Here is a 26478-nt window from a genome sequence, read left to right as displayed (position 1 = left end):
TGGAAGTGTGGAAAACCGACTGGCTGAATTTAGAAAGAAGCATGGATGGTCACAGGACAAACTCGCAGAAAAGCTTCACGTGTCCAGACAAACGATCATTTCCATAGAAAAAAACAGGTATTCTCCTTCCCTCCCTCTCGCTTTTGAAATCTCGCGTACGTTTGGTGTTTCTATTGAAGATATTTTTATTTACCACGAAGGAGGACGAGAATAATGGATCATTATCCAAGGACATTCATCGTTTTAGGATCACTGCTCGGAGCTATGGGACTTTCTTTACTGATCATTGGATTGCTGGCTGACGGGTCTGTACAGGGTCATTCTTTTTCGATGCTCTCTTTATCGGTGCTTGCCTTCTGCATGAGTTACTTGTATCCACAGTTTAAGCAGAAGGATGAACGAATGAAGTCCATCCGTCAGAAAGCTGTTTCTTATGCCTTTACGTCCGGGATCGGATATATGCTCATCTTTTCCCTTTTAGCTGAGATGAATGTCCTGAAGATGGACGTGTCCAGCGTTCTTTCGCTGATCATCGCCTTGAGTATGACGACCTTGTTCCTGCTGCTTGTTTTCCTGGCACGTAAATATTGAATCAAAGGAGTGGATATCATGAGGTGGTTTTTCCCTGTTATGTTTTTGCTTTCATTTGGGATCAGCTATTATATCTTGAAAAAGGAAACGACGAATGGATCTCTATCAAAAAAAGGCTTCTACCAAATCACAGTTTTCCTGCTTTTTATCTTCCTCCTGGCGTTCAGTGTTGCTGCCTGGGCAGCATGATCATTTTTCCCGGCCACCGGCACATGGGGGTTCCGCTTCTTTTGTGTAAGACAGCTTACACTTCTGAGCGCAGCGGTAGTGGATCTATCTCTCCCGTGTTACATTGGATTTGTCTTCAAGAGAAGACCGAATATCACGAAAGAGGTGTTGGTATGATCAAATGGATGTTGTCCAAGATCACGAATAAAGCCCATGCTTCGCAAAAGCTGACTCAGAGAGAGTCGGAGAAAGAAGACCAGCTCCAGGCTTCTCAAAAAGCAGAAGGCTATGTTCGTGACTGTGATCTAGGCTGGTGCTGACCCGCTTAAATCAAGAAAGTGTGAGCTGTCTTACGAATGTGAAGCAGGAATGTTGCACAGATTTGATACAACTGATATATTTTTTCTGTACCAACCGGTTGGTCTAACTATTATTTATAAAAAAGAAAGATTCGAGAGGAGAATGATCCATGGCTAAAATGAACGAAAAAATCACAGCAGTATCTAAAGGTATGAAAACAGAAGGTGTTTCCGGAGAGCATAAGGTTGTTATTGATGAACCTGCAAAAATGGGAGGAACCGACGAAGGTGCCAACCCACTTGCAACCCTTCTTGTATCTCTTGCAGGGTGTGAAAACGCGATTGCAAACTTCGTAGCTAAAGAAATGGAGTTCGATCTTCAAGGCATCGACTTCGAAATTGACGGAGAACTGGATCCCCGCGGTATGATGGGAGAAGAAGGCGTCCGCCCTTACTTCCAGAAAATCACCGTAAACGCAACTGTTCACACAAGTGAATCAGAAGAGCGTCTCGCTCAATTCCAAGAAACAATTGATTCCCGCTGCCCTGTGTATACAACACTAAAAGCGGCTGACGTTGAAATGATCCCGAACTGGGTTAAAGCATAAATAATTTTTCCAACACCCTTTAAGTGTCATCTTAAAGGGTGTTTATTTTTGTAAGGCGGGTTACAGGTGGAAACTGACCGTAGCTGTATACTGAAGGCATGGGAGAAAGGGAGTTTCTTATGAATGTGCTGTATGTCATGAATGGCTGTCCGCTCTGTGCCGAAGCTGTGAGGCACCTGAAAGAAGAGAAGTATCCATTTGAAGCCGTCAGTATCCTTGAGGATCCACAGGCCCGGAGAAAGTTGAAGGAAACGATCGGAGAAGTGTATACGCCCGTTCTCTATCATCATGGAAGGATGACGAAGGGCAAGGATATCCTGAACCTTACGTGGTAACGGATGTCGCCATGAGTAAGGATGAAAGCGGACGTGCCGCATAGGAAGTGCTGCACGGCCCGCTTTTATATCCATTATGATTTATTGAGTCGTTTATAGAGAAATCAACAGTTATGGATATGCCTAACGTTGAAAGAGCTTCCCATTTTGGGAAGCTTTTTTACGATTAGACATGGACATACCTTTTCAGGAAAGTCATTTTTATTGAATGCATCGGAAAGTCCTGTTACTGTTTAAATGCTTATTCAGAATGAAAAGGAGGGACAAGTGTATGAAGCAGTTATTCTTATATTTGTTCGGTATACTCATCTCGAGTCTTGGCATTGCGTTTTTCATTAAAGCGGATGTTGGGGTTGGCACGACAGACAGCGTCGCAGTAGGCTTGTCCTCCCATATACCAATTAGTGTAGGGGTAGGAATGATGACAGTCCATGTCACGGTAATTCTTTTAAATAGTATTCTTGGAAAGACAATCCCATCCTTATTTGTATTTATTCCAATTGTTCTGAGAGGGGTAACCCTCGACTTGTGGAATTTCCTTCTTACAGATTTCCAGCTGGAGTCGCTCGTCTTAAGATGGGGGCTCTTATTCGTTGGAATTGCCTTCATGGGAATTGGTATTGGGTCGTACCTACACACAAATCTCCCTAAAATCCCTGTTGATGAACTTATGCAAACATTGATGAAGAAAGATGGACTTTCTCTTAGAGTAAACCGAAATCTCTATGAGTTTTCCTTGCTTGTCATCGGGTTCCTACTTGGGGGACCAATCGGAATCGGAACGTTTGTTATCTCGTTCTTACTAGGTCCATCCATTCAATTCTTCTATGAACGGTGGAATGACCTGCTTTCACCTACAAATGGACGACAATACGCAAGTACTTCCTAACTGCTGAAAAGCCAATTCTAATGAGAATTGGCTTTTTCTTTAGAAACAGAACGGACTCTATTTCTCGAGGATGAGAGTGTTAAGGCAGTGGGGAGTGCAGTTCTTCATGGAAGTCCTGCCATGATTGATAGGAATTACATGAAGCCCTTACCTCCTAAATGGTTTTAACATACAGTCGAGTATGGTGATCGGTTCTGTATTTTACTCTTTGCGGAAGAGTACTATTTTCGATCATAAGCTCAACACACAAAAAAGCTTCCATGAAATGGGAAGCTTTTTTGCTGTGAATATCAATCCGAACTTTTCTATGATCTGTCATTGCTGGTGTCTGCTCTAGGCTGTCCGTAAGAAAGATCCTACGATAGAGATAGCGCCGAATACTGCGAACGTTACAGCATACCCAACCCATTCAATCATACTGCCCGCAAGGATAGACCCTATAACTTGGCCAAAGGAAAGCATAATAAAAGGTAAACCTATACCTAAAGAAGCATTACTCTCAAATACACGGATTCCCCAGACGATGAGCAAGCCACATATAAACAAGTTAGAAGTGCCAAATAACGCAGCTGCTCCTAATATCATAGGAGTGCTTTCAGATGCCCAGGTAAGCAGGAACGAAGCTCCTCCCATCATCACAGCAAATAGGGTATAACTGGATTGGAGCCCAATTCGTTCAATAACGGTCCCTCCTAAACCACTGGTTATGCCGAAGAGTCCGATCGTTACCCAAAATAGAGATAATACAAGCGAATTGAATTCACCGCTGCTTTCTATGAAGCTTCTGGAAAAAGTCCAAAAACATGCACTTGAAATACCCATGAGAATAGCCCCGATAATTATGGATTTTGCTCCTTCTACACCTTTTGCCGATAATATCCCGCGTTGAAACTTTAAGGAATCGTCAGCTTTTGGGATAATCCGATAATTCCACCATAAAACGATTAAAGCAATAAGGGCATATAGCAAGTATGTGTATCGCCAATGAAGAGGGAGCAGAATGGCACCAAGTCCTGTGGCCACTATACCTAAACTAGTACCGGAGTTTATCCACGTATTGGCTTTTCCTTGTAAGGGTGCTTTTATCCAAAGGGCAATAGCTGATCCGAACGGTGGGGATACGAGTCCTGTACTCCCTCCAGCCAAGAGAACGCCTGCCGCGAGCATCCATTCGTTTAAGGAAGCGCTGATCATAAGCATTCCACTAACAGCGAAACCACCCGCCAGCATAATCATAGGTCTAGGCCCTTTATTAGTTGTTATGACAGTAGAATAAATAATGGTGAAACAAAAGGCAAGGTAAAATAAAGAAGAAATGATACCGGAAAGTGTATCGGACATTATAAATGATTTGGAAATGTTAGGGAGTAACAATCCGAAACTGTACCTTGCTAATCCATAGGTTACCGCAATCATGGTTATGCCAGGAAAGACGAGTCTCGTGAAATTCATAAGCTACGATACTCCTTTGTTGCTAAGTTTAGATAGAACGTTCTTTCTATTTGAGTTACTAGGATTAATCCAGACAAGCTGTATGCTTTATACCATGAACTCTTCTATATAAGACAAGGAATAGCTTATAGAAAAAACGGTATCCGAAAGGATGCCGTTTACGTTAGGAAATTGGATTGAAGAGCTTTTGTCATGGTAATTGCATGCTCAGTGGCTTGTGTTGGATCTGTGATCTGGGTCATGGATGTAGCCCCTTCGATAATGAGAAGAAATTCATAAGCAAAGTTCTTATAATCTTTGATATTGTTACAAATGGCAAGTTTTTCGAAATACTGAAGAACTTTTGATTTATGCTTTATGGCAATATCTGCTATGTCCTTGTCTGTATCCTGATATACTTCAATGGCACGCAGGAACATACAACCTTGAGGGGATACTTCTTTTAAGAATGCTCCATGTAATTGGGCAATTCGTACAAATGTATCGTTAGAATAGTCCTCGGATACAGAACAAATGTATGCCCAGTACCGCTCTTCACGGTTTTTAATAGCCTCTTCTACAAGCTTATTCTTAGAGGAAAAGTGATTATATAACGTCATTGTCGCAACATTTGCTTCATTAACAATTTGTTTTAAACCTACTCCATGAAATCCATAAGTATAGAAAAGTTGTTCGGCAACATTTAATACTTGTTTGCGCTTCTCACTCAATGGTTAAGCAAACCTCCTTTAGATAGAACGTTCATTCTATTATCAACGTAGCATCTAAAATAGTAGAAGTCAAAGTAAACACAGCCTTTTTATTGTGGGTGAATTTAGTAACAATCAAACGTCTAAATACTTTGATGAGACTGCATGAACCTTTCATGCAACATTCTTGGATAGGGGAATAGTCTTTAGTGTACTTTATTCATTAACTAATGCTGACGCATAATACCTTTTATGCTGTTGTAGGAAGTGAAAGGATAAAAGTATTTTATTGGTTGATGCTTAAAGGATAAGGATTAAGAGAAGAAATAAAGGGAGCGAAAATGAACACAGAATGGAGTGGCCGATAGTAATCTACTCCTATAACCCGGAATTAAGTGTCCAAGTTCTGGGGGCGGTTGTCCAATAGGAAAGATCACTTTTCATTAACCAGCAGGATTGTAGAAACTCCATTAATGGGATGAAACGCAGTATAGGTAACAAGGGAAATCTGGGGGGATTTGAGTGAGAAAGCATTTGTATCGGAGTATTATTAGCTTACTGAATTCTAAATGGATCGGAAAATGCATTCAAAGAGCCAGTCGTTCTTCTGTCAGTAGACGGCTCATTCCAGCATTCGTGAAAGTCCTAAAGGTCCCAACTGATGAATTAAACAAAAATATAAAAGAATTTACTTCATTAGAAGATTTTTTTGTTAGAAAACTGAAATCAGGTGCACGACCTGTAAAGGGAGGGAAGAAAGAAATTGTAAGTCCTGTCGATGCTAAAGTAGAGCAATTCGGTGAAATAAAGGGTGAAGCAATTAACATAAAAGGAATCTCTTATTCAATTGGAAATCTATTAGAGAATAAAGAAATGATGGAACGCTTTCAAGAGGGTTTATTTATTGTTCTTTATCTTAGTCCGCATGATTATCATCGAATCCACTCTCCCGCAGATGCTGTCGTTACCAAGCAGTATGAACTTGGAGGAAAGTCTACCCCTGTTAATAAGTGGGGGTTGGCTTTAGGGAACTCTCCAATCTCAACTAATTACCGAATTGTTACGGAATTAAAACAAGATGATGGGATGCATATTGCTCTTATAAAGGTAGGGGCAATGTGGGTTAACACTATTCAACTATCTCATTCCTCTTCGCACCTGAAGAAAGGGGAAGAAGTCGGCTTTTTTAACTTTGGTTCTACCGTTGTTCTATTGTTCGAAAAAAGGAAGGTAAGTCTTAAAGAAAAGTTAAAGCGCGAATCCTTTATTAAAGTTGGTGAGCCTTTGGCTAATAAAAGAAACGTTAAATTCTAGACTGTTTAAGATAATATGGAGGATGTAATATAGGACGTGTTTGGAGCAGGTTCATTGAAATACACCTAAATTATCCCGAACTTGAGTCTTAAACTATCGAGGGCAAACCATTAATAACACAACAATAAAGAAAGAAGGAAAATCAGTGAAGGCAGTAAGATTTTCTGGACATGAATTAGAAGTGGATTATGATGAAACTCTAGCTTACTATAAGCATCTACCACAGATAGGTGAGAAAGATCATTGTGATTGTACTTACTGTAAGAATTATGTACTTGCAACCAACACCTTTCCCATGAGCGTTAAAGCTTTATTTCAGGATATGGGGGTGAATCGTGAAAAAGGTGCAGAAGTAAGTCACTTTTATGAGGCGGAGAATAGGAAGCACATGTATGTTGCTGACTATAGACTGTCTGGGAAATTATTAAAGAGTCCTGCTGTTAAAACAACGAATATATACTATAAAAATAATGATGACTATTTTACAATCGGCTTCGAAAATGTGGATGCATTAGAAAAGGGTGCAGGGATGGTGAGTTTTTACATTGAAGCATTTTTACCTTGGCTTTTAGATATAGAGTCTGAGTAGGTAACGTGTCTAATTTATGAATTTGACCTCTGAAATCCAGTCGGTGTTTTGATAATAGGTCTTCCACAAAAGGGAGAATGCTAATGTGAAAAGAAGAATCTCATTACATAGCACCTATAAAAAACGACAGCCATAGGGCTGTCGTCAGGCTGTAGAAAAATCCGTGTTATCCAGTTAGAGTTCTCCGCATGTCGTGTTGAGGGGACACGTTCCGCTTATCGGTGGAAGCTTGCGGCTGGCACGGCCTCAGCTGACTTGGTTAAGAAAACCATTGGACCAAGTGGATCTTCGGCTCGCGCTGTTCCTGCAGGCATCACCACCGAACGCTCCTCGTGCCGACGTTAGAATATATAGGGTGCCCTATGCAGATTGCGCTATGGCCGCTTGCGTGGAAAAGAAAAAGGGAAAGAACAGGCGTTGATGACAGCTGCCTGCCGGAATATGAAAAAGATTGTCCTCCATCCAGCAAGGGTGAGCTAAGTGAAGGAGAGTCTTTTTCGATGTTAAAGAACTCCCAAGGAGCGGTGCCACTTTCGCTCCTGGCGGTAAGAAAGAAAAAAGCTCGTAAAGAAACAGGGGTTTCTCTACAAGCTGAAAACGACAGCCATAGGGCTGTCGTTTTTCTTGTTTTAAAACTGTACTTCTTATTTTACTTATCCTCTAAATCTACTTTCAGGGCTTCTGCCATAATTTTAGGAAGATCGGTGTTGTCGATCAGGCCGTTGAAGGAATTCGACTGAGGGCCGTAGGCATAAACTGGAATGTCTACACCTGTATGTCCAGTACTGGTCCATCCGACAAGGGCTTTATCACTAACAAATTGGTTAATTGCAAGTTTTGGATCTTCAGATTCCCGGATTTTTTGAACATCTTCTTCGGACAGCTCAAAAGGTGTATGGCTCTCTACGACTTGTTCAACATTGGAACGATTTTCGTTTAATTCTTCAGCCATGAACGCACCCGTGGCAGTAACATCTTTTACAAGCTCAGGCTTGGTATCATACTCACCATTGGATCCAACGGTCATACCGCCGGTTTCATGGTCACCCGCTATAACGACAAGAGTGTTTCCATCTTCTTCAGCGAATTCAATGGCCTTTTCCACTGCTTGTTCAAAAGCTGCTGTATCCTTTAATGCCCATGTGGGATCATTATCGTGGCCTGCCCAGTCAATTTGACTGCCTTCAACCATTAAGAAGAATCCATCCTTGTCTTTCCCAAGGATGTCAATTGAACGTTCGGTCATTTCTGAGAGACTTGGCTGTTCTGTATTTTCACGCTCCATTTCGGGTTTTAAGGGGCCGTCTGCAAATAAACCAAGAAGCTTTTCCCCTTCTTCTACATCAATATCATCAGTTTCCATTAAATCGTCACGCGATTCCACGTTTGTATATCCTGCTTCCTCAGCTTGCTCTAAAAGGTTTTCATCTTGTTGTTCGCCACCCTCAGACACCGGGAGGAAGAAATCTTTACCTCCGCCAAGCATCACATCGACATCGTTACCCAGCATTTGCTTAGCAATCTCAGGCTGATTATCACGCGACTCCACATGAGAGGCAAATGCTGCTGGTGTCGCATGGGTAATCGTTGATGTGGCAACTAACCCGGTAGCTTTTCCTTTTTCTTCTGAGGCTTCTAAAATGGTCTTCACTTGGTTTCCGTCGTCATCTAACCCTACCGTACCATTATTCGTTTTAACACTAGTTGCCATTGCTGTTCCGGCAGCAGCGGAGTCAGTTACCCTGGAATCATCCGAATATGTTTTATGGAGGCCTTTTAAATGTTTGTCCCAAACTGCATCTTCACCCTTGTACCAACGGTAGCTTGTAGCGTAATCCGTGTTAAAACCATCAGGGATCATATAAATGACGTTTTCGACTTTTTCTTGGGAAGAACCTGCATGGTCAGGTTTTCCTTTCCCATCCCCTTCCTGGGCATCAGACTGTGGAACACATCCCGCTCCTACGCCCAAAATCAAACTTGCACTCATTGTAAAAACACCTAATTTTTTAAACATATGTATACTCCCTTTACTCATTTGATTCATCGAGAGTATAGCAAGTACATATTTAATTGGTTTTAACGAAAAGTTAAGATCATTAAAAAAATGTATGTGTTTTGTAAATATCAAATACCTCTTGTATAAGAGAGGAATGGTATAAAGGGTGTCGTATGCAATCGGAAATAATGGCTGCCTCCCAGGCGTTTGAGAATCCTGTATATTAGCCAAATGGACGGAAGCTTCATGCAGGAGAAAACCGGACACTCTTAGGAAAAGCGTCCGGTTTTTGCTTAGTTTACAGATAGATCATGGATGGATGTTTTCATATGTTTGGATAATTCCTGAAACATCTCTTCATTAAATTCCTTCACAGGGGTAATTTTAAAATCCTGATCATTTTTAAAATCAACATATGTGAGTTTAAATCGGGGTTCTTTTATGCTGATTGAGGTTCCTCTCAACCCCTGCACTTTCTGTACAGTCACACCCGCTATCCCACCAATCCGTCGGTACTTTTCTTCCTGGCCGGAGAGAAAATTGCCGAGAGAATAGAAAACGAGACTTTGAGACCCATCGGAATTTTGAATCCATTCCGGCGGCTGGAGGACGTGCGGGTGATGACCAAGTATAATATCTGCTCCTTGTTCGGACGCATAAGCGGCCCATTCCTTCTGATCATCACTCGGGAATCTTTCATATTCCTTGCCGAAATGTAAACTCATGACGACGACATCAGATTTGCTGGAGGCCCGCTTGATGTCAGAGGCAATCTGGTCTTTATCCATCCTGTTCACCAGGTAAGGCTTTCCATCAGGGGTCGGAATGCCATTTGTTCCATAGGTGTAAGCCAAAAAGGAGAAGGTGATGTCATTCTTACGGATCGTTGTGATCGTGTCTCTTCCCTCCGATGACAAGTAGGAACCTACCTTTTTAATCCCAAGTAAATCCCATTGGTTAATTGCGTTTTCAATAGCCATCACACCCCTGTCCAAAGTGTGGTTGTTGCTCATAGAAACAATATCAATGCCGTTGGTTTTTAACGTATCCCCTAATTCAAAGGGGGTGTTGAAGGAAGGGTAGGTGGATACGCCAATGGCTGAACCACCCAGGATGCTTTCTGAATTTGCGAATGTAATGTCAGCATTTGAAAGATGAGGAGAAACCTCATGGAACATAGGATCAAAATCATAGCCTGAAGACGTCTTCGCATCATTGTAAACTTCTTTATGGATTAACAGATCCCCCACGGCTGCGAGGGAAACTTCTGACACTTTTGTCTTCTTTATTGGTTTGTCCAGCGTTCTCATGTTGGATGACACACGTTTTGCCATTTCTGTTTTGTTCGGTTGGGAGAAGATGATGGAACCGCTAATGAAACTAATAACCAATATGAACGCTGAAATAATAAGCAGGCTTTTATTTTTCATCAAATCCTCCTAATTTGTCGATATTTTGATCCAATTCACCTGCAACCATCAGGAATGACTAAAGAATAATGGTAACGAGCAATTGCAGGACTTCTATAAGCAGGTACATGGGGTTTTTTCAAAGGTAATAAGCCGTATCGTTTCGACATATATTTATTTTATTATAAAAGATTCGTTAATTATAGGTAAAATATCTCATTATTTTTTATGCTTCCCTAATATATATGACAAATGTAAAAATCAAGAGACTCTTTACTTCAGCAGAATGATCCTATAGGCTCTTTTGTTTGGTTGAATAAATAATTGGATAGGAATAAATAGGCGATTATCATGAACCTATTTATAAAAAGATCACACTGTAATATCAAATTTAACTTTGGATATATTGAAGGCAAGTTTTCAACTAAAATGAGCCATTCTTTCACAGAAGAATGGCTCATTTTTATATGTTTCAAGATGAAGTAAAAACTTAAGGGTGATTTGGTTGTAATTTCCACATGGATATAGATTTGATAGGATTGAATTATAATTTTTTTAACGGGATGGTAGTTCAGGTATCAAAGCTTTTGTTATGGGGGATGGTTGCCTATTGCTGAAATCACTAACGAGGCTAAAGGTGGAGGTTAATACTAAAGTATTTTGAAAAGGAGTTTAAATGAAGAAATTATTCAAGTATCCGTTCATCATCATTTACTTATTTATGTTTAGTTATCTAGGAAGTATTTTTGAAGTACCTAAGAATATCTATTACATACTCATCGGGTTTCCATTATTATTAGGAGGAGTTTTGTTCCTGCGATTTTTATTTGAAAGAAAGTCATGACTTCCTATCCATATGTGGAAAATGAATGAGGGGAGAGTTGGAAATGTGGATCATACTTGCGGTTATATCGATAGTGGCAACTTTCATCAACCTATATCTGTATCTAGCAGGAAAGGAATACAAGTTTGCCATGGCAGTGGGATTGTCTTTCACATCACTAACCCTCTGTGCTGAATACAGTCTTGTATCCCAGTGGGTTATAGCGGAAGATTGGGCAGCTTTATTAGATGTCGTGCCGGGGATGGAAAGGGCCTTGTGGTCTCTGACGATTGTCTCTATCATGCTGAATACAGCACCTGTACTACTGGAAATGAAAAGGAAGAAATAATAGCTTACCTATCTCTCCTTTAGATGGAAATAGGAAGGGATGAAAAGAAGGGTTTGACTTGTGAAAAAGAGAATAACAGAGTATAACTTTTAGGGAGTGGAGAACCATGTTGACGAAGGTAGGTCAAATCATGTTATATGTGAATGACCAGGATGAAGCCGTGGATTTCTGGACACTTAAATTGGGGTTTCGTGTAATTGCAGAAGAAGACAGTGGTGAAGGATTGAGATGTATCGAAATTGCTCCCCGGGAAAGTGCTGAAACCACCATTGTCCTTCACAACAAAGATATGGTCGCCAAAATGTCTCCTGGCCTGAACCTCGATACACCTTCCTTAATGTTCTACTCTGATCATTTTGACCAGTTACATAGTGATCTGCGAAGCAGAAAAGTAACCGTAGGAGAAATTATGAACAGGCCATCCGGCAGAGTGTTCAATTTTGCCGACAATGAAGATCATTATTTTGCTGTGATGGAGAAAAAATAGTGGCATCTGATCGATATACAAAGAGGAGCTTCCCAACGGGGAAGCTCCTCTTTGTATTTGAACATCCACACCGAAAGAAATAAAAGGGAAGTTTTCAGATTCAAGAGCTTCCATGCAGCAATTCCTCTGTTTTATCCGCATCGATGGAAAGATAGCGGACTTTTTTTATATACCCGTCTTTTTTCAATTGGCTCATCATCGCACTGGTCGTCTCTCTGGTGGCTCCGATCATGTTGGCGAGATCCTGGTGGGTGAGTTTCATTTCAATGGTCTGCCAGTTTTTCTTCCGGCGGCCGGTTTTCTGACTCAGCATGAGCAGCAGGTAAAGGAGACGCTGCTTCACATCACTGAGGGCGATTTTTTCACTCAGGCTGTAAACATCCTTCAATCGTGAGGAAAGAATGTCAATCAGCTTCAGGGCTACGTGGGGGTTCTCCTTGATGAAGCTTTCATAGTCCTCATGGCTGAGGGTACAGAGATACGTATCGGTCATAGCTTCTGCGTAGGTTTGATCATCCGTCAGACTGATGGTGGAGGTTTCACCGAAAATGTTGCCGTCTACTAGTATATCCACCGTAAACTGGCGGCCGTCTTCGTTCATGCGGTACAAGCGCACCTGCCCCTTTTTCAAAAGGAAAAGCACGTCCATAGGGTGATCAGGAGAAACAATCACCGTTCCTTTTTTTACGGGGCTCATTTCACTCATTTGGTCAATACTCATTAATTCATCCTTGGATAGTTCTTCAAACAAACTGATCTGGGAAAGCAGGGTCAGCTTATCCATTCGTGTTCACCTCATATCTTCCTTGAAGTACAGGAAATTGAATCATTGATAAGATAGGGAAATCTTTCTCTATGATAGCAGGATTGGAGAGAGCCGGGCAATGAGCGGATCAGAGCATTGTCTGTTTTCCTGCAGGCGTGTTATCATTATACAACTTGACCAACTGGTTGGTATAACTGCAGGAAGGTGAGGCAGATGAGTGAAAAAAAACAACAAATCATATGGACAGCTGCTAAGCTGATACATGCGAAAGGCTATGAATCGACAAAGCTGAGTGACATTTTGGCAGCGTGCGGTATTGGCAAAGGCCAGTTCTATCATTATTTTACTTCGAAAAGGGAGCTTGGGCTGGCCATAGTCGATCATTATGCGCAGATGTGGCAGGACGAGCTGATTGAAGGCATTCTAAAATCCGGCCGATCCCCGGAGAGGAAAATGGAAGAAATGCTTCAGTGGGCGATTCAGTTTCATGAAACGCCGGAAAAGCTTCACGGTTGTCCGTTTGGAAACCTTGCGCTCGAGATGAGTGAACATGATGAAGATTTCCGGGTGAAAATCAACCGCATTTTCTCTGACTGGATTGAAGAGCTGACACAGGTGATTGAAGCTCTTCAAGGTGAAAAGCAGGCAAGGCAGAAAGCGCGAATGGTTGTCGCTCAGATTGAAGGGGCGATTCTTCTTATGAAGAACAATCAGGACTCCGAGGTTCTCCTTGATATTATTGATGGCATCCGGCAGGAATATATCAGCAGCTAATAGAGGCTGCGAGTCTCTTTTTTATACATGGAAAATGGGAAGCGCCCCCCTCCATGGTTCTTTCACGATGGAAAAAGGCATACACTTTTCCATGAACCAGATGACAATGATTCTCAAATTCATTGACACACTATACGTAAGCCCATACACTAGATAGTAGGAAAATGATAGTTTTCTAAAAAATTCAACATCTATATATGAATGAAGAAACAAACGGAGACCTTTTTGGACGTTGAATGAGGTCTTGAGATAAAGTAGACGGTTTAAAGGTTTAGTGAGAAAAAAAGGAGAGGTCAGGTCATGGATACCTTATTGGCAAACAATCTCACACTTGGATATGGGGACTCGGTCATTATTGACTCTCTTGATGTGAAAATACCGAAAGGGAAAGTAACGGTCCTGATCGGAGGGAATGGTTGTGGCAAATCGACACTTCTCCGTTCCATGGCACGGCTGTTAAAGCCGAAATCCGGTCAGGTGGTACTGGATCAGAAGGATATTTCCAAAATGAGGACGAAGGACGTGGCCAAGAAGATGGCCATTCTTCCACAGAGTCCAACGACGCCTGAAGGATTGACCGTGTACCAGCTTGTGAAGCAGGGGCGTTATCCTTATCAGGGATTTGCTAAGCGCTGGTCGGATGATGACGAAGAAGCGGTTACGCGTGCGCTCAACGACACGAATCTTATGGAATTGAAGGATCGCTCTGTTGACTCCTTATCCGGAGGACAGCGGCAGCGTGCCTGGATTGCCATGACATTAGCTCAGGATACGGATACGCTCCTTCTTGATGAACCGACGACATACCTGGATATGACCCACCAAATTGAAATTCTGGATCTTCTTTTCGATTTGAACCAGGATAATGGCCGGACGATTGTGATGGTTCTGCACGATATTAACCTGGCATGCCGGTATGCGGATCATATCATTGCAGTTAAGGATAAGACGGTTTATACACAGGGGCGTCCCGAGGATGTCGTAACCTGTGATATGATGCAGCATGTATTTGAAATGGTCTGTGATGTGAGGGAGGACCCTCTTTTCGGCACCCCGATGTGTATTCCACACGGAAAGGGACGTTGTCTGATTAAACAGGCACAGGCGGAAGCGCAGGCCCAGCAGAAACAAACCGTATAGATTTCGAAGCAGCCGGGAACATCCGGCTGCTTTTTTTGTCGCTGTTTTTTCTTTGGAACAAGGGGATTGGTTCATTTGAATAGAAGTGTACAGAAGAGACAATAAATCTTAGATATATGGAAGATTCATGTATAGGGAACAGGGAGGAATTAGGTGAAACAGATAAAAGAAGCAGAAGGTACGGGAACTATGGAGGGGATCAGTGATCATATTCCCTATGATGATCTGCTTCCCATGTTGATGAACGGAATTTCTGATTTTATCTTTTTTGTGGACGTAGATGGGCCGCGTCGTTTCAAATACCGTTATATGAACAAGTCTGCTTTGAAGGGTTCCCTGGCCGGTGGCGCAGTTTGGAAAGGAAAATACATAGAAGAAGTAATGGATGAGAATGCAGCACCGCCACTTATTGACGCGTATGAGGAAGCCGTTCAGAAAAAGGGTCCGGTTACGTACGAAGATCAGATCATGGTGAACGGGAAGGTGTTCCGGAGTCATTCGGTTCTGACACCAACGCTGAACGAAGAGGGGGACGTGACACATATTCTGGCGGTGACGCGAAACCTCACCGAGGTGATGGAAAAGGAAGAGGCGCTTGGAAGTATGAATGCGGTATACAAATCGTTGATGACAAATACGACGGATGCCGTTATCATCCTGGGTACAGATGGAAGCGTACTGGATGTGAACAAGGCTTTTACGGAGCTTTACGGTTTTTCGAAAGAAGATATATCCGGATGCTCCTATCCGTTTGTGCCGGAAGATTTGACTGATGAAGCGTGTGAACTCGTCCAACAGGCATTGGAGGGACGTGGAACATCGGGCCGGACAACAATCCGGAAATCCCGGGATGGTTCGCTGTTGGATGTGTCTATCAGTGTTTCCCGCATCCAGAATGAAGAAGGGGAAACCATCGGGGTCAGTTCGATCATCCGGAATGTGACAGAGGAGAAGAATGAGGAGCGGAGACGGGAAAGCAGTCGATCACGCTACCGTTCCTTATTTGAACACAATCCTCAGGCCATTTTAACACTGACCTTCCGCGGTACCATAACCAATGCGAATCCGGCCAGCCTTGAAATGCTTGAAAAAGAAGGACATGAAGTGCTGCACACCTCCTTTATGGAATTGATTTCCAAAGAACAGGAAGGCGCTGTGCGAAAGGAAATTCATGGTTCATTCTTCGACACCGGCGGTCAGTTCCGGACAGTTGTGGATGTAGGAGGAGAGGAGAAAATCCTCCAAATCTCTTTAGTCCCGATTATCATTCAGGATAAGAAAGAAGGCATCTATGCTATCTTGGATGACATCACGGAAAAGGAAAAAGCCTATGAAGGGATGCGCCAGAGTCAGGAGAGCTTCCGCTTGATCGCCAATTACTCCAATGATTTGATTTCTGTCTTCTCTCCCAAAGGCGCCCTGATCTATGCCTCTCCTTCCCAACATGAGTTTTTCGGGGAAGACCCTATGAGCTGGTCCAGAGAAAACCTGATGCAGAAGGTTGATCTTGGTGACCTGCGCCGTTTGACGGACCTTTTTATCAAGAGCTGCCAAACCAAGGAAGGATTCACCATTACAGTGAAATTGACAAGCTTCAACGGTGAACCCGTCTGGTTTGAATGCCGCGCAACACCTGTCATCGATGATGACCATGAAGTCAGTCACATTGTCGTAGTGGCCCGGGATATATCGGAACAGAAGAGTTATGAAGAGAAGCTGGAGAGGTTCGCCTATTATGATTATTTAACTGGTCTTCCCAACCGCCTTCTTTTCGAGGAAAACGTATGGAAAGCCGTTGAAAAGGGGCAGCGGACAGGCCAGGCGTTTGCGATTTTATATTTGGACGGTGACGGCTTCAAAGGCATCAACGATCAATATGGACACGACATGGGTGATGAATTTCTAAGGGAGGTTGGAAAACGGCTCCGTTCCTGTATTCGAGGAGGCGACTCTGTGGCGAGAATCGGTGGGGATGAGTTTTCCGTCCTGGTTGAAGAACTGAAAGACCGCCGTCTGATTCGTGATGTATCGAATAGATTGTTAAATGAACTGCGTGAGCCTTACTATGTCAGAGGAATGGAAATCCGGACGTCTTTTTCCATCGGTGTGGCCTGCTTTCCGGAGGACGGAGAAACACATGAAGGATTGTTCCGAGCTGCTGATACAGCCTTATACGAAGGTAAAAAGAAAGGGAAAAACCAAGTGTTGTTTTTTGAAGATCAATAGGAAAAAAAGGAGTCCGTGATGGACTCCTTTATTGTGGGATATTTGTCAGGTTATCAATGATATAAGTCGGTTCGATGCCGAGTTCCGGCCACTTTTGTTCCTTCCGGTTCACCCAGGCGGTATGGAACCCGTAGGAAGTGGCTCCAGTGATGTCCCATGGATTGCTGGAGAAAAATAGAATTTCTTCTTTTTTCAGTCCGAGTTTTTCCTGAGCATAGGCATAAGCTTCCGGATGCGGTTTGTACACCTGAACATCATCGGCACTCAGCAGCTGGAAGGTATCGGACAGCTGGTTATTTTCAAGGAGCGGTTCAAGCATGGAGGTCGTTCCATTTGAAAAGATGGTGAACGTCTTGTCCGGATGCTTTTCGCTCATAGAAGCAACTTCTTCATAAGGGGAAAGGTGCTGGTATTCCTCCATCAGCTCACTCACGACCTCTTCTTTCACTTCCACACCACTTGTGGACAGGGCATCAAGAAGCGCCCATCTTGTAATATCCGTAAAAGGACGGTAATCTTGAATCAGCTGACGGACAAGGAAATAATGAATCTGGTTACTGCGCCATTTCTGACTGATGGCTTCCCCTTTTTCCGGATAGAACTGATGAATTTTTTCCATCACGCTGTGCACGTCAAAGACTGTGCCGTACGCGTCAAAAACGTAAGCTTTATACATAACTTCGACTCCTTTCCATGTTGTATGTTTCCCTCGCGGCTGAAAGGATAAACAATGGTCGAGGGAAGATAAGGGAGATGAACGCATGAACACGTTACACCATGGATACTGGACCTTTTTCGCCACCCGGAAAAAGAAATATACCGGGTGGTTCGTGTTTGGAAGTATCCTTCCAGACATCGTTTATTATGTCATGTTTTTATATTTGAGCGTAAGTAGAAGGGCCTGGGAGGTAGCGGATGATGAGAACCCGATGCGCTCGCTGTTCCATCTGGTCTACGATCTATTTGAACACCCGGTCGTCTTTATTCTGCGCCAGGCCGGCCATTCTGTTTTCGTCTGGGCGGTGGTTTTTGTTGTGCTGCTCGTTTGGAAGGGGAGGAAATTGAACGCATGGACAGCCCTTGCCTATGGCTGGCTTGGACATATCGTTCTGGACCTGCTCACCCATGTGGAAGATGCCGTGCCGATGTTTTACCCAGTGAGCAGCTACACGTTCCGTGGACCTGTTTCCTATTGGGACGATGACTACCATGCTGCGGCTTTTTCCCTTGTTAATACGACGCTCATCGTCCTCTCACTCATCTATATGTTCGTGAAAAAAGTGAAGGACAAACGTTCGTTCACAAAAAGTTCATGAGAGTTGGGTGCGCTTTCCTTTATCGAATCCACTGTTTTCATGATATGATTTACATGTAATTCTTCTGTTACATCTCATGATATAAATAGAGAAAGGGTAAGACGATGAAGAAATTTTCTATTCTTACAACGTTTGTCACGTTCCTCGCCCTTATCCTGGGAAATCTTGTCGTTGCGACAGACTCCGGGGACGCGTGTGGAACGTCATGGCCGTTTTGTAATGACCGGATCATTCCTGATTTCACGGATTATCACGTCATTATCGAATATTCCCACCGGTTGATGGTGCCGCTGCTTATTGTACTGACGGGCCTCAATGCGATAGGAGCCATTTATAAGTACCGAAAAAATAAATCTGTATTTGTTCTCGCTGTTCTCAGTCTGGCCCTGCTCGTTCTTCAGTCCATTATTGGCGGATTGAACGTGCTGCTTGGGACACCGCCTGGATTTACGACCTTTGATGTCACATTCAGCCAGCTTCTTTTAGTCGTCCTTGTGCTGCTGAGCTACAGTCTGCATGAGACGAAAATCGAGCTGGACAGGAGCCGCTGGTCTTCCATTGCGATGAGTTACCGGACGTTCCTGATCGGTTACGGGCTGTATGTCCTGCAGGTGATTTTAGGCGCCTTCTTTAAACACAGCCGTGCCAGCAATGTGATGATGGACATTCCGGCCGTGGAGTATTTGATTACAAGCGAATCAATGGCGAATGCTGTCTATTCGCTGCACTGGGTGGCGACGGTCGTCATTATCGTAGCCGCTGTTTATTTCGTCATTTACGCATCCAGGTTCAAATATCACATCTCGCTGTCGTGGTTGTATTTGATTTCGATCCTGATGAATGCGGCCGTTGGATTCATCATTGTAGTGACAGGGAATGTCGTACTGGCATCCTCGATCCATATGATCATTTCCACGATAACGATGACCATTGGCGCCTGTATCCTGGGCGGGTACTGGTTCAAACTTCAGAAAAAGTCCTTAACGGTAGAATAAAAGCACGAGCGGATGCGTCCGCTCGTGCTTTTTTATGAGGATTTATTGAAACAGCTGCTGGATTTCTTCTTCGCTCAGTGATGTAAGCATGGATTCTCCAGGCTGGATGATCTGATCGACGAGGTCGCGTTTTTTCTGTTGAAGCTGATAAATCCGCTCCTCGATCGTTCCTTCGGATATCATCCGGATCACCTGGACGACTTTTTCCTGACCGATCCGGTGGGCCCGGCCGGCTGCCTGTTCTTCAATAGCCGGGTTCCACCAAAGGTCATAAAGGATGACCGTATCGGCGCCGGTCAGATTGAGTCCGGTCCCGCCGGCTTTCAAGGAAATAAAGAAGGCGTCTTTTTCTCCGTTGTTGAAGGCTTCGACCATTTCCATCCGTTTTTCTGATTTTGTACTGCCATCTAAATAGAAGGCATCGAGACCCTTGTCAGTCAGCTCTTTGTGCATCAGGGTCAGCATGCTGGAAAACTGCGAGAAAATCAGCATCCGGTGGCCGCCGGCTTTCATTTCCTCCGCCAGGTCTTTCAATTGCTCCAGCTTTCCGGACTGGCCTTCGTAATTTTCAAGAAACAGGGCGGGGTGACAGCAGATCTGCCGCAGCCGTGTAAGTCCTGCAAGGATTTCCAGTTTTCCGCGCTGAATCCCTTTCGTAGCGATCGTCTCCTGGATATCGTTTTGGATTCGTTCTAAATAAGCCAGGTACACTTCTTTTTGTTCACGGGTCAGCTCCGAGTATTGAACCGAATCAATTTTGTCCGGGAGTTCATCAAGCACTTCGGTTTTCATCCGTCTCAGAATGAACGGCCGGGTCATTTGTGAGATCTTTGCCGGTTTCAGCTGCGTGAACTTCTTTTTACTCGTAAAGAATCCGGGCATAATGGCGCGGAACAGCGACCACAGTTCCTGCAGCGAGTTTTCGATCGGCGTTCCACTCAATGCGAATCGGTGTCTCGCACGCAAGGACCGGACGGAAGAGGCTGTTTTCGTTGATTCGTTTTTGATGGCCTGGGACTCATCAAGGACCATGACGTGAAAGTCCTTATCTTCGTATTGCTTAATATCCTGACGGAGCAGGGGATAGGAGGTGATCCAGACATCTTTACCCTCTGCCTGTTCAAAGGCGGCCTGGCGTTCTGAAGGATCACCGGTCATTACCTGCACCGTGAGGGAAGGTGCGAATTTTTCGAGCTCCTTTTTCCAGTTGTAAACAAGGGAGGCTGGAGCGACGATAACAGCTGGAGCGGTTAAAGACCCCTCCTGCTTTTCATCGAGAATGTAGGAGATCGTCTGCAGCGTCTTACCAAGCCCCATATCGTCAGCGAGGACGCCGCCGAGACCGTAATGACTGAGCATCTTCATCCACCGGAATCCTGTCAGCTGATACGACCTAAGGTCCGCCTGGAGGTTCTCGGGTGGATCAATTTCAAAGGACTGAGGAGACCGGAGCCGGGTCACCAGTTCTTCATAACGGTTGCTGCGGTCGGCAAGGTTCGTATCCAGCGTTTCATCCACCTGCAGGCTTCGTGCAGCGGCAACCTGAAAATGGTTGTCCTCCACATCTCCGGTGGTTAAGTTCAAGTCCTCCACAAGCTGTTGGAAACGCTCAAATGAATCAGAAGTCAAGGACATCAGCGCACCATCGGATAATCGGTAGTATTTTTTCCGTTCAATGACCGCCTTTAAAGCTTCCGTTACATCGTCCGTGCTGATGCCTTCGATGGCAAAGCTGATATCGAGCCAGCTGCCATCGGATTCAAGGTCAATCGATGCCTGCAGCTCATGCTGCTGATCATCAAACAGTGACCGGACCGCTCCGGATAAAAATACGTCACTGTAATTCTTTAAAGATGGCAGGTATTGATAGAGGAACGTTTCCAAGCTATCCTCGTCTTCTAAATACACCATCTCCCCATCAAATTTGAATTCGGCGGATTCAATAATCTGCATGATGTTCTGCTCCGTCTCGAAGTCGCGCTGAACAATGGTCTGTCCCGGGCGTTCCTTATCGTTAAAAGGGTCAATGACGAGGTCACCGTAATGAAATTTCACATCGATCGTTAATGTCCACTGCTGGAAATCAAGATACACTTCAGCCCGGAGGTCTTCCTGGTTGATTTTCTGCTGGGCGGACGTGTCCAGATTCACATCAGCAATCGTTTCCAGTTCCGGCAGGACATACGAAACGATTCCTTCCATATCATTATGGCTGATCGTATGGCTGCCGTTGGAGTTGTAGGGAAGGATGGAATACAGCGTCCGGATCACTTCCTCCTTTTCCTGAGCGACGGGATAGAAGCTTCCTTCCTTATAAAGCAGATGGTAATCAGATAAATAATCATAATCCTTTAAATGGTTCATATGCATGTGGAAATGTCCGCGCTCTTCCGATACATAAAACGTTAAATCAGGAAAAGACTCTTCGTAATGGAGTAGACCCGCCTGGCTGCCGCGCTCGATGACCTCCGCCTTCTGCTTTTCCAACAGGGGCAGAAGCTGGTGGACGAGGGCGGGGGAGATTTTCAAGATCTTCTGTTCAGCGGTATTCCACTGCTGTTCAAAAAACTGCTCCTGCTCATACGCCCTTTGAAGCAGCTGGAATATGGCCTGATCCTCTTCCGAAAACGTATGTTCAGCAGGATCGTACGTAAACGATTTGGTCAGACGGTAGGGCTGCTGCTTTCGGATGTACTCCAATAGTTCGCGGATATTTTTGATGACGTAGGGGTATTTCTCTCCAAGCTTCAATTCAATCCCGAGGCTGCGTGCGCCGAGAATGGATTGGATGTGCAGGGAATATTGAATGCGCAGCGGCTTTTTCGTGTCCATCCCTGTCCGGCTTTCCTGTTTTTGACGGAAGGCTTCGAATAGACTGACCGCAAACATCCGGTCCTGGCTTGTCGTCCGGGGCGAACGGCTCCGGCCCTTGTCAGCCAGTTTCGGAGCAAGCTCCTCCAGGGCTCTTTCGCGGATGGCAATCAGTACCGCGGCGATATGCTTGCACGTATAATAGGTGGAGTAGGCGGCACACTCACACGTGGCTTCCACATCATCATCCTCAAAAAAGAAGACGCGCACCTCATAATCATGAGTGCCCGCAACAACAGCACGCCAGGAATGGATGGCGCTGTTATGGGAAAGGCCGTACACTTTGCCGGATTCAAAATATTGTTTTCCTCGTGAATAAAAGGCTTCACCGGTAATTTTCTTTATATCTTTCGGTTGTAATAAGTAGCTCTGCATACTTGGCATCCTTACTCTCAGTTTTAGTTTCATTATAACAGGTTTAAGCGGTCCAGGAGAACGCCCCAGCCTTTGGAATCCTGTTCTGGTGATTGATTTTAATGGTTGGTTATGCTAACTTTCAATGTATCATATAAAAAATACGAGGAAGGCGCTTATAAGTCTGAGCGCTTTTTTTATGGAGTGAATCAGATCATGTAGGACGTATATCCTTTCCACCCCATTCATATAGAAATTTTTAATACGACGGAGGATATCACGATGAATGATATACAAAATGAAATGAAAAAACGCCGCACGTTTGCTATTATCTCCCACCCGGACGCCGGTAAAACGACGATGACGGAGAAAATGCTTTTACTGGGTAACTTGATCCGTTCTGCGGGTACAGTCAAAGGGAAAAAAACCGGAAAATTCGCCACATCCGACTGGATGGAAATTGAGAAACAGCGTGGAATTTCCGTAACTTCCAGTGTGATGAACTTCCCTTATAAAGACTATCAAGTCAATATTCTCGACACACCTGGTCACGAAGACTTCAGTGAGGATACGTACCGGACGTTGACAGCCGTAGACAGTGTGGTCATGGTTATTGACGGAACAAAAGGAATCGAAGCCCAGACCTTGAAACTATTTAAGGTGTGTAAGATGCGCGGGATTCCCATCTTCACTTTCATTAACAAAATGGACCGGGAAGGCCGCGAGCCGTTTGAATTGATGGAAGAAATCGAAGAGACACTGAACATCGAAACCTATCCAATGACATGGCCGGCAGGGATGGGCAAGCGTTTCCTTGGTGTGTTTGACCGCCAGAACGAGCAGTTCGTCCAGTACACAGGGAATGAGGAAGAAGAATATATTCCTTATGCTGAACTTGACCAGCATCCGGAGCTGACCGAAAACGCAACGTATAAGGAAGCGGAAGAAGAAATGATGCTTGTGGATGAAGCCGGGGAAGATTTCGATATGGATAAAGTCATGCGCGGAGAACAGACCCCTGTCTTCTTCGGAAGTGCCCTGGCCCCGTTCGGTGTGGAAACATTCTTCAACAGCTTCATTGATATGGCACCGGAGCCTGCGCCAAGGAAGTCGACAGAAGGCGTCGTCTCACCGGATCACGAGGAGTTCTCCGGATTCATCTTTAAGATCCAGGCGAATATGAACCCGCAGCACCGCGACCGTGTAGCCTTCGTCCGAATCTGCTCCGGCAAATTCGAGCGGGGGATGAACGTGACGCTTTCAAGAACTGGGAAATCCTTTAAGCTCGCCCAGTCCCAGCAGTTTGTTGCTTCTTCAAGAGGAACGGTCGAGGAAGGCTATGCCGGAGATATCATCGGTATCTATGATCCGAACGTGTACCGGATCGGTGACACGATCGTTACAGGGAAATCCAAGTTCCAGTATGATGAACTGCCACAGTTCCCGCCTGAAATCTTTAAAAAGGTGACCGCAAAAAACGTCATGAAGTCCAAACAGTTCCGTAAAGGGCTCGAGCAGCTCGTGCAGGAAGGCGCGATCCAGCTGTTTAAACGCTACCGCTTTGAGGATTACATCATCGGAGCGGTCGGTGAACTTCAATACGAAGTGTTCGAATACCGTATGAAAAACGAATACAATGTAGATATTGAATTGACACAGCTTGGGGAAAGGATCCCACGCTGGTTGAATGAGGATCAGGTGGATGAATCATTGTTCGATGAACGGAACATGCTTGCCGAAGATCGGGAAGGCAATCCGCTTGTCCTGTTCAAAAATGACTTCTCCCTCCGTTGGTTCAAGGATAAGAATCCGGATATTGAACTGACCGATTTATTTGAAGTGAACCAGTATAACCAGACATTCTAACAAAATGAAAATAAAGCACTCTGCGTTGAGCAGAGTGCTTTTTATATGGCTGAAGGTGGGTATAATGAATGGTTAGAAACATCTTTTGGATAACCAGGACCGAATGTTTGTTCGATGGATGTTAGAATGATAAACTGATGTGGTAAACTAAAGTGTAACTAGTAAGGAACGGAGGTTTTCGTCGTGGATGAGAAGTTTGAGTTAGTTTCGAAATTTTCCCCACAGGGAGATCAGCCGAAAGCCATTGAAAAAATGGTCGAGGGGATCCAGAACGGGAAAAAGCACCAGACACTTCTGGGCGCAACAGGTACCGGAAAAACGTTTACGATGTCCAATGTCATTGCACAGGTGAACAAACCGACCTTAATTATTGCCCATAACAAAACACTGGCTGGACAGCTGTACAGTGAATTCAAGGAATTCTTTCCCAACAATGCTGTCGAGTACTTTGTCAGCTATTATGATTACTATCAGCCGGAAGCGTATGTTCCCTCTTCCGATACCTTCATAGAAAAAGACGCCAGCATCAATGATGAGATTGATAAGCTTCGACACTCGGCTACCTCATCGTTGTTCGAGCGCAATGATGTCATCATCGTTGCCAGTGTCTCCTGCATTTACGGCCTCGGTTCTCCAGAAGAATACCGGAGCCAGGTGCTTTCCGTCCGTTCCGGTATGGAAAAGGACAGAGATCAGCTTCTCCGCGAGCTTGTAGATATTCAATATGCCCGTAACGACATCGATTTCCAGCGCGGAACGTTCCGTGTCCGCGGAGATTCTGTAGAAATCATCCCCGCCTCCAGAGAAGAGCATGCCATTCGTGTGGAGTTTTTCGGAGATGAAATCGACCGGATTCGTGAGGTGGATGTGCTGACAGGTGAAGTGACAGGGGAACGAGAGCATGTCGCCATCTTCCCGGCTTCCCACTTCGTCACACGTGAAGAAAAATTAAAAAAAGCCATTGCCAACATTGAAGCAGAAATGGAAGCGCGTGTAAAAGAACTGCGTGACCAGGAAAAGCTGCTGGAAGCCCAGCGTCTCGAGCAGCGGACGAACTATGATCTGGAAATGATGAGAGAGATGGGATTCTGTTCCGGTATCGAGAACTACTCCCGTCACTTGACGTTCCGCGAAGAAGGCGCGACACCTTATACGCTGCTTGACTTCTTTCCCGACGATTTCTTAATTATGGTTGATGAGTCGCACGTGACCCTTCCCCAGGTAAGAGGGATGTACAACGGGGACCGTGCCCGTAAGCAGGTGCTTGTTGATCACGGGTTCAGACTTCCATCGGCTCTTGATAACCGGCCGCTCATGTTCCCTGAATTTGAGGAGCATATCAACCGGATCGCTTATGTATCGGCAACACCTGGACCTTATGAGATTGAACATACTCCCGAAATGATCGAACAGATCATCCGGCCGACAGGACTGCTTGATCCTGAAATTGAAGTACGCCCGATCCACGGTCAGATTGATGATCTTGTCGGGGAGATTAATAAGCGGAAAGATGAGGGCGAGCGCGTGCTTGTCACGACCCTGACGAAGAAAATGTCTGAGGATCTGACGGCCTACTTGAAGGACCTCGGGATTAAGGTGGCATATCTGCACTCGGAGATTAAAACACTGGAACGTATTGAAATCATCCGTGATCTGCGGGTCGGTAAATACGATGTCATTGTAGGAATCAACCTGCTGCGTGAAGGTCTGGACATTCCTGAAGTGTCACTCGTTACCATTTTGGACGCGGATAAAGAAGGCTTCCTGCGTTCCGACCGCTCTCTGATTCAGACGATCGGCCGTGCTGCACGTAACGAAAAAGGCAGAGTCATCATGTACGCGGATAAGATGACGAAATCCATGCAGTATGCTATCGATGAAACCTACCGCCGTCGTGAAAAACAGATGGCTTACAATGAAGAGCACGGCATTACACCACAGACCATTAAGAAAGAGGTCCGTGATGTGATTAAGGCAACTGCCGTCGCTGAAGAAGATATCAGCTATGAGACAGGCAAGAAGCCTTCAGAAATGACGAAGAAGGAACGTCAGGAAATGATCGACAATATGGAAACAGAAATGAAGCAGGCTGCGCGTGACCTCGACTTTGAACGGGCCGCTGAGCTGCGCGACATTCTGCTGGAATTAAAAGCGGAGGGATGATGGAGT

Annotated in this window: 24 protein-coding genes; 17 read left to right on the top strand and 7 right to left on the bottom strand. The window is 44.6% G+C overall.

Translation table 11 applies throughout. From position 1 onward, the window contains the following. Window positions 1–7 precede the first annotated feature (7 nt). The 6 genes from QMA39_RS09190 (at window position 8) to QMA39_RS09165 (ending at window position 2890) form a co-directional block, all read left to right on the top strand. Window positions 8–214 carry a helix-turn-helix transcriptional regulator gene (locus QMA39_RS09190; protein WP_281658487.1) on the top strand — a complete coding sequence of 69 codons (207 nt, stop codon included), beginning with the start codon at window positions 8–10 and terminating at the stop codon, window positions 212–214. Beyond that, window positions 214–591 (top strand): hypothetical protein, encoded by a 378-nt coding sequence (locus QMA39_RS09185; RefSeq protein ID WP_281658486.1) that lies wholly within the window; start codon window positions 214–216, stop codon window positions 589–591. Before QMA39_RS09190 ends, QMA39_RS09185 begins: the two co-directional genes overlap by 1 nt. Before the next feature lie 341 nt (window positions 592–932). After that, window positions 933–1079 carry a hypothetical protein gene (locus QMA39_RS09180; RefSeq protein WP_281658485.1) on the top strand — a complete coding sequence of 49 codons (147 nt, stop codon included), beginning with the start codon at window positions 933–935 and terminating at the stop codon, window positions 1077–1079. 149 nt (window positions 1080–1228) lie between these two features. Continuing rightward, window positions 1229–1666: an OsmC family protein gene (locus QMA39_RS09175; protein ID WP_206933477.1), complete on the top strand. Its 438-nt coding sequence runs from the start codon at window positions 1229–1231 to the stop codon at window positions 1664–1666. A gap of 119 nt (window positions 1667–1785) precedes the next feature. Then, complete coding sequence (locus QMA39_RS09170) at window positions 1786–2001, top strand: glutaredoxin (RefSeq protein ID WP_281658484.1); 216 nt, start codon at window positions 1786–1788, stop codon at window positions 1999–2001. A 271-nt stretch (window positions 2002–2272) separates the two neighbouring features. After that, a complete protein-coding gene (locus tag QMA39_RS09165) occupies window positions 2273–2890 on the top strand; it encodes a membrane protein (RefSeq protein ID WP_281658483.1) in 618 nt (205 codons plus the stop codon). 333 nt (window positions 2891–3223) lie between these two features. Here QMA39_RS09165 and QMA39_RS09160 read toward each other — a convergent pair whose 3' ends face one another. Both QMA39_RS09160 and QMA39_RS09155 read right to left on the bottom strand, forming a co-directional pair. After that, a complete protein-coding gene (locus QMA39_RS09160) occupies window positions 3224–4342 on the bottom strand; it encodes an MFS transporter (RefSeq protein WP_281658482.1) in 1119 nt (372 codons plus the stop codon). 158 nt (window positions 4343–4500) lie between these two features. After that, window positions 4501–5052, bottom strand: a complete 552-nt coding sequence (locus tag QMA39_RS09155) for a TetR/AcrR family transcriptional regulator (RefSeq protein ID WP_281658481.1) — start codon at window positions 5050–5052, stop codon at window positions 4501–4503. 501 nt (window positions 5053–5553) lie between these two features. Here QMA39_RS09155 and QMA39_RS09150 point away from each other — a divergent pair. Together QMA39_RS09150 and QMA39_RS09145 are read left to right on the top strand one after the other, a co-directional pair. Beyond that, the gene (locus QMA39_RS09150) at window positions 5554–6345 is read left to right on the top strand and encodes a phosphatidylserine decarboxylase (protein WP_281658480.1); all 792 of its coding nucleotides are present in this window, start codon (window positions 5554–5556) and stop codon (window positions 6343–6345) included. Window positions 6346–6490: 145 nt separating this feature from the next. Further along, complete coding sequence (locus QMA39_RS09145; RefSeq protein ID WP_281658479.1) at window positions 6491–6934, top strand: hypothetical protein; 444 nt, start codon at window positions 6491–6493, stop codon at window positions 6932–6934. A gap of 649 nt (window positions 6935–7583) precedes the next feature. Here QMA39_RS09145 and QMA39_RS09140 read toward each other — a convergent pair. Together QMA39_RS09140 and QMA39_RS09135 are read right to left on the bottom strand one after the other, a co-directional pair. Then, window positions 7584–8951, bottom strand: coding sequence for an alkaline phosphatase (locus tag QMA39_RS09140; protein ID WP_281658478.1), 1368 nt, complete (start codon window positions 8949–8951; stop codon window positions 7584–7586). A 275-nt stretch (window positions 8952–9226) separates the two neighbouring features. Next, window positions 9227–10363 carry a CapA family protein gene (locus tag QMA39_RS09135; protein ID WP_281658477.1) on the bottom strand — a complete coding sequence of 379 codons (1137 nt, stop codon included), beginning with the start codon at window positions 10361–10363 and terminating at the stop codon, window positions 9227–9229. Window positions 10364–11229: 866 nt separating this feature from the next. On the opposite strand from QMA39_RS09135, the gene QMA39_RS09130 reads away from it, so the two are divergent. Next, complete coding sequence (locus QMA39_RS09130) at window positions 11230–11514, top strand: hypothetical protein (protein ID WP_027956276.1); 285 nt, start codon at window positions 11230–11232, stop codon at window positions 11512–11514. Window positions 11515–11620: 106 nt separating this feature from the next. Continuing rightward, window positions 11621–12001 (top strand): VOC family protein, encoded by a 381-nt coding sequence (locus QMA39_RS09125; RefSeq protein WP_281658476.1) that lies wholly within the window; start codon window positions 11621–11623, stop codon window positions 11999–12001. 100 nt (window positions 12002–12101) lie between these two features. Here QMA39_RS09125 and QMA39_RS09120 read toward each other — a convergent pair whose 3' ends face one another. Further along, on the bottom strand, window positions 12102–12785 hold the full coding sequence (locus QMA39_RS09120) for a Crp/Fnr family transcriptional regulator (protein WP_027956278.1): 684 nt from the start codon (window positions 12783–12785) through the stop codon (window positions 12102–12104). Between the two features lie 195 nt (window positions 12786–12980). On the opposite strand from QMA39_RS09120, the gene QMA39_RS09115 reads away from it, so the two are divergent. From QMA39_RS09115 to QMA39_RS09105, 3 genes are all read left to right on the top strand, one after another. Continuing rightward, window positions 12981–13541, top strand: a complete 561-nt coding sequence (locus tag QMA39_RS09115; RefSeq protein ID WP_281658475.1) for a TetR/AcrR family transcriptional regulator — start codon at window positions 12981–12983, stop codon at window positions 13539–13541. A 300-nt stretch (window positions 13542–13841) separates the two neighbouring features. Beyond that, window positions 13842–14681: an ABC transporter ATP-binding protein gene (locus tag QMA39_RS09110; protein ID WP_027956280.1), complete on the top strand. Its 840-nt coding sequence runs from the start codon at window positions 13842–13844 to the stop codon at window positions 14679–14681. Window positions 14682–14834: 153 nt separating this feature from the next. After that, window positions 14835–16907: a sensor domain-containing diguanylate cyclase gene (locus QMA39_RS09105; protein WP_281658474.1), complete on the top strand. Its 2073-nt coding sequence runs from the start codon at window positions 14835–14837 to the stop codon at window positions 16905–16907. Window positions 16908–16935: 28 nt separating this feature from the next. Here the strand turns inward: QMA39_RS09105 and QMA39_RS09100 are convergent, their stop codons facing one another. After that, window positions 16936–17583: a haloacid dehalogenase type II gene (locus QMA39_RS09100; protein WP_027956282.1), complete on the bottom strand. Its 648-nt coding sequence runs from the start codon at window positions 17581–17583 to the stop codon at window positions 16936–16938. A gap of 85 nt (window positions 17584–17668) precedes the next feature. Here QMA39_RS09100 and QMA39_RS09095 point away from each other — a divergent pair, with 85 nt between their 5' ends. Beyond that, the gene (locus QMA39_RS09095) at window positions 17669–18223 is read left to right on the top strand and encodes a metal-dependent hydrolase (protein ID WP_281658473.1); all 555 of its coding nucleotides are present in this window, start codon (window positions 17669–17671) and stop codon (window positions 18221–18223) included. A gap of 104 nt (window positions 18224–18327) precedes the next feature. Next, window positions 18328–19218 (top strand): COX15/CtaA family protein, encoded by an 891-nt coding sequence (locus tag QMA39_RS09090; protein WP_027956284.1) that lies wholly within the window; start codon window positions 18328–18330, stop codon window positions 19216–19218. Between the two features lie 42 nt (window positions 19219–19260). Here the strand turns inward: QMA39_RS09090 and QMA39_RS09085 are convergent, their stop codons facing one another. Continuing rightward, on the bottom strand, window positions 19261–22464 hold the full coding sequence (locus QMA39_RS09085; RefSeq protein WP_281658472.1) for a DEAD/DEAH box helicase: 3204 nt from the start codon (window positions 22462–22464) through the stop codon (window positions 19261–19263). A gap of 261 nt (window positions 22465–22725) precedes the next feature. Here QMA39_RS09085 and QMA39_RS09080 point away from each other — a divergent pair, with 261 nt between their 5' ends. Both QMA39_RS09080 and uvrB read left to right on the top strand, forming a co-directional pair. Continuing rightward, window positions 22726–24309 carry a peptide chain release factor 3 gene (locus QMA39_RS09080; protein WP_027956286.1) on the top strand — a complete coding sequence of 528 codons (1584 nt, stop codon included), beginning with the start codon at window positions 22726–22728 and terminating at the stop codon, window positions 24307–24309. A 183-nt stretch (window positions 24310–24492) separates the two neighbouring features. Beyond that, window positions 24493–26472 carry an excinuclease ABC subunit UvrB gene (gene uvrB, locus QMA39_RS09075; protein ID WP_206933484.1) on the top strand — a complete coding sequence of 660 codons (1980 nt, stop codon included), beginning with the start codon at window positions 24493–24495 and terminating at the stop codon, window positions 26470–26472. The last annotated feature ends 6 nt before the right edge of the window (window positions 26473–26478 follow it).

It is taken from the genome of Halobacillus sp. Cin3, from assembly GCF_947311855.1.
Lineage (GTDB): Bacteria > Bacillota > Bacilli > Bacillales > Halobacillaceae > Halobacillus > Halobacillus kuroshimensis.
This window is presented reverse-complemented; position numbering and strand designations above follow the sequence as displayed.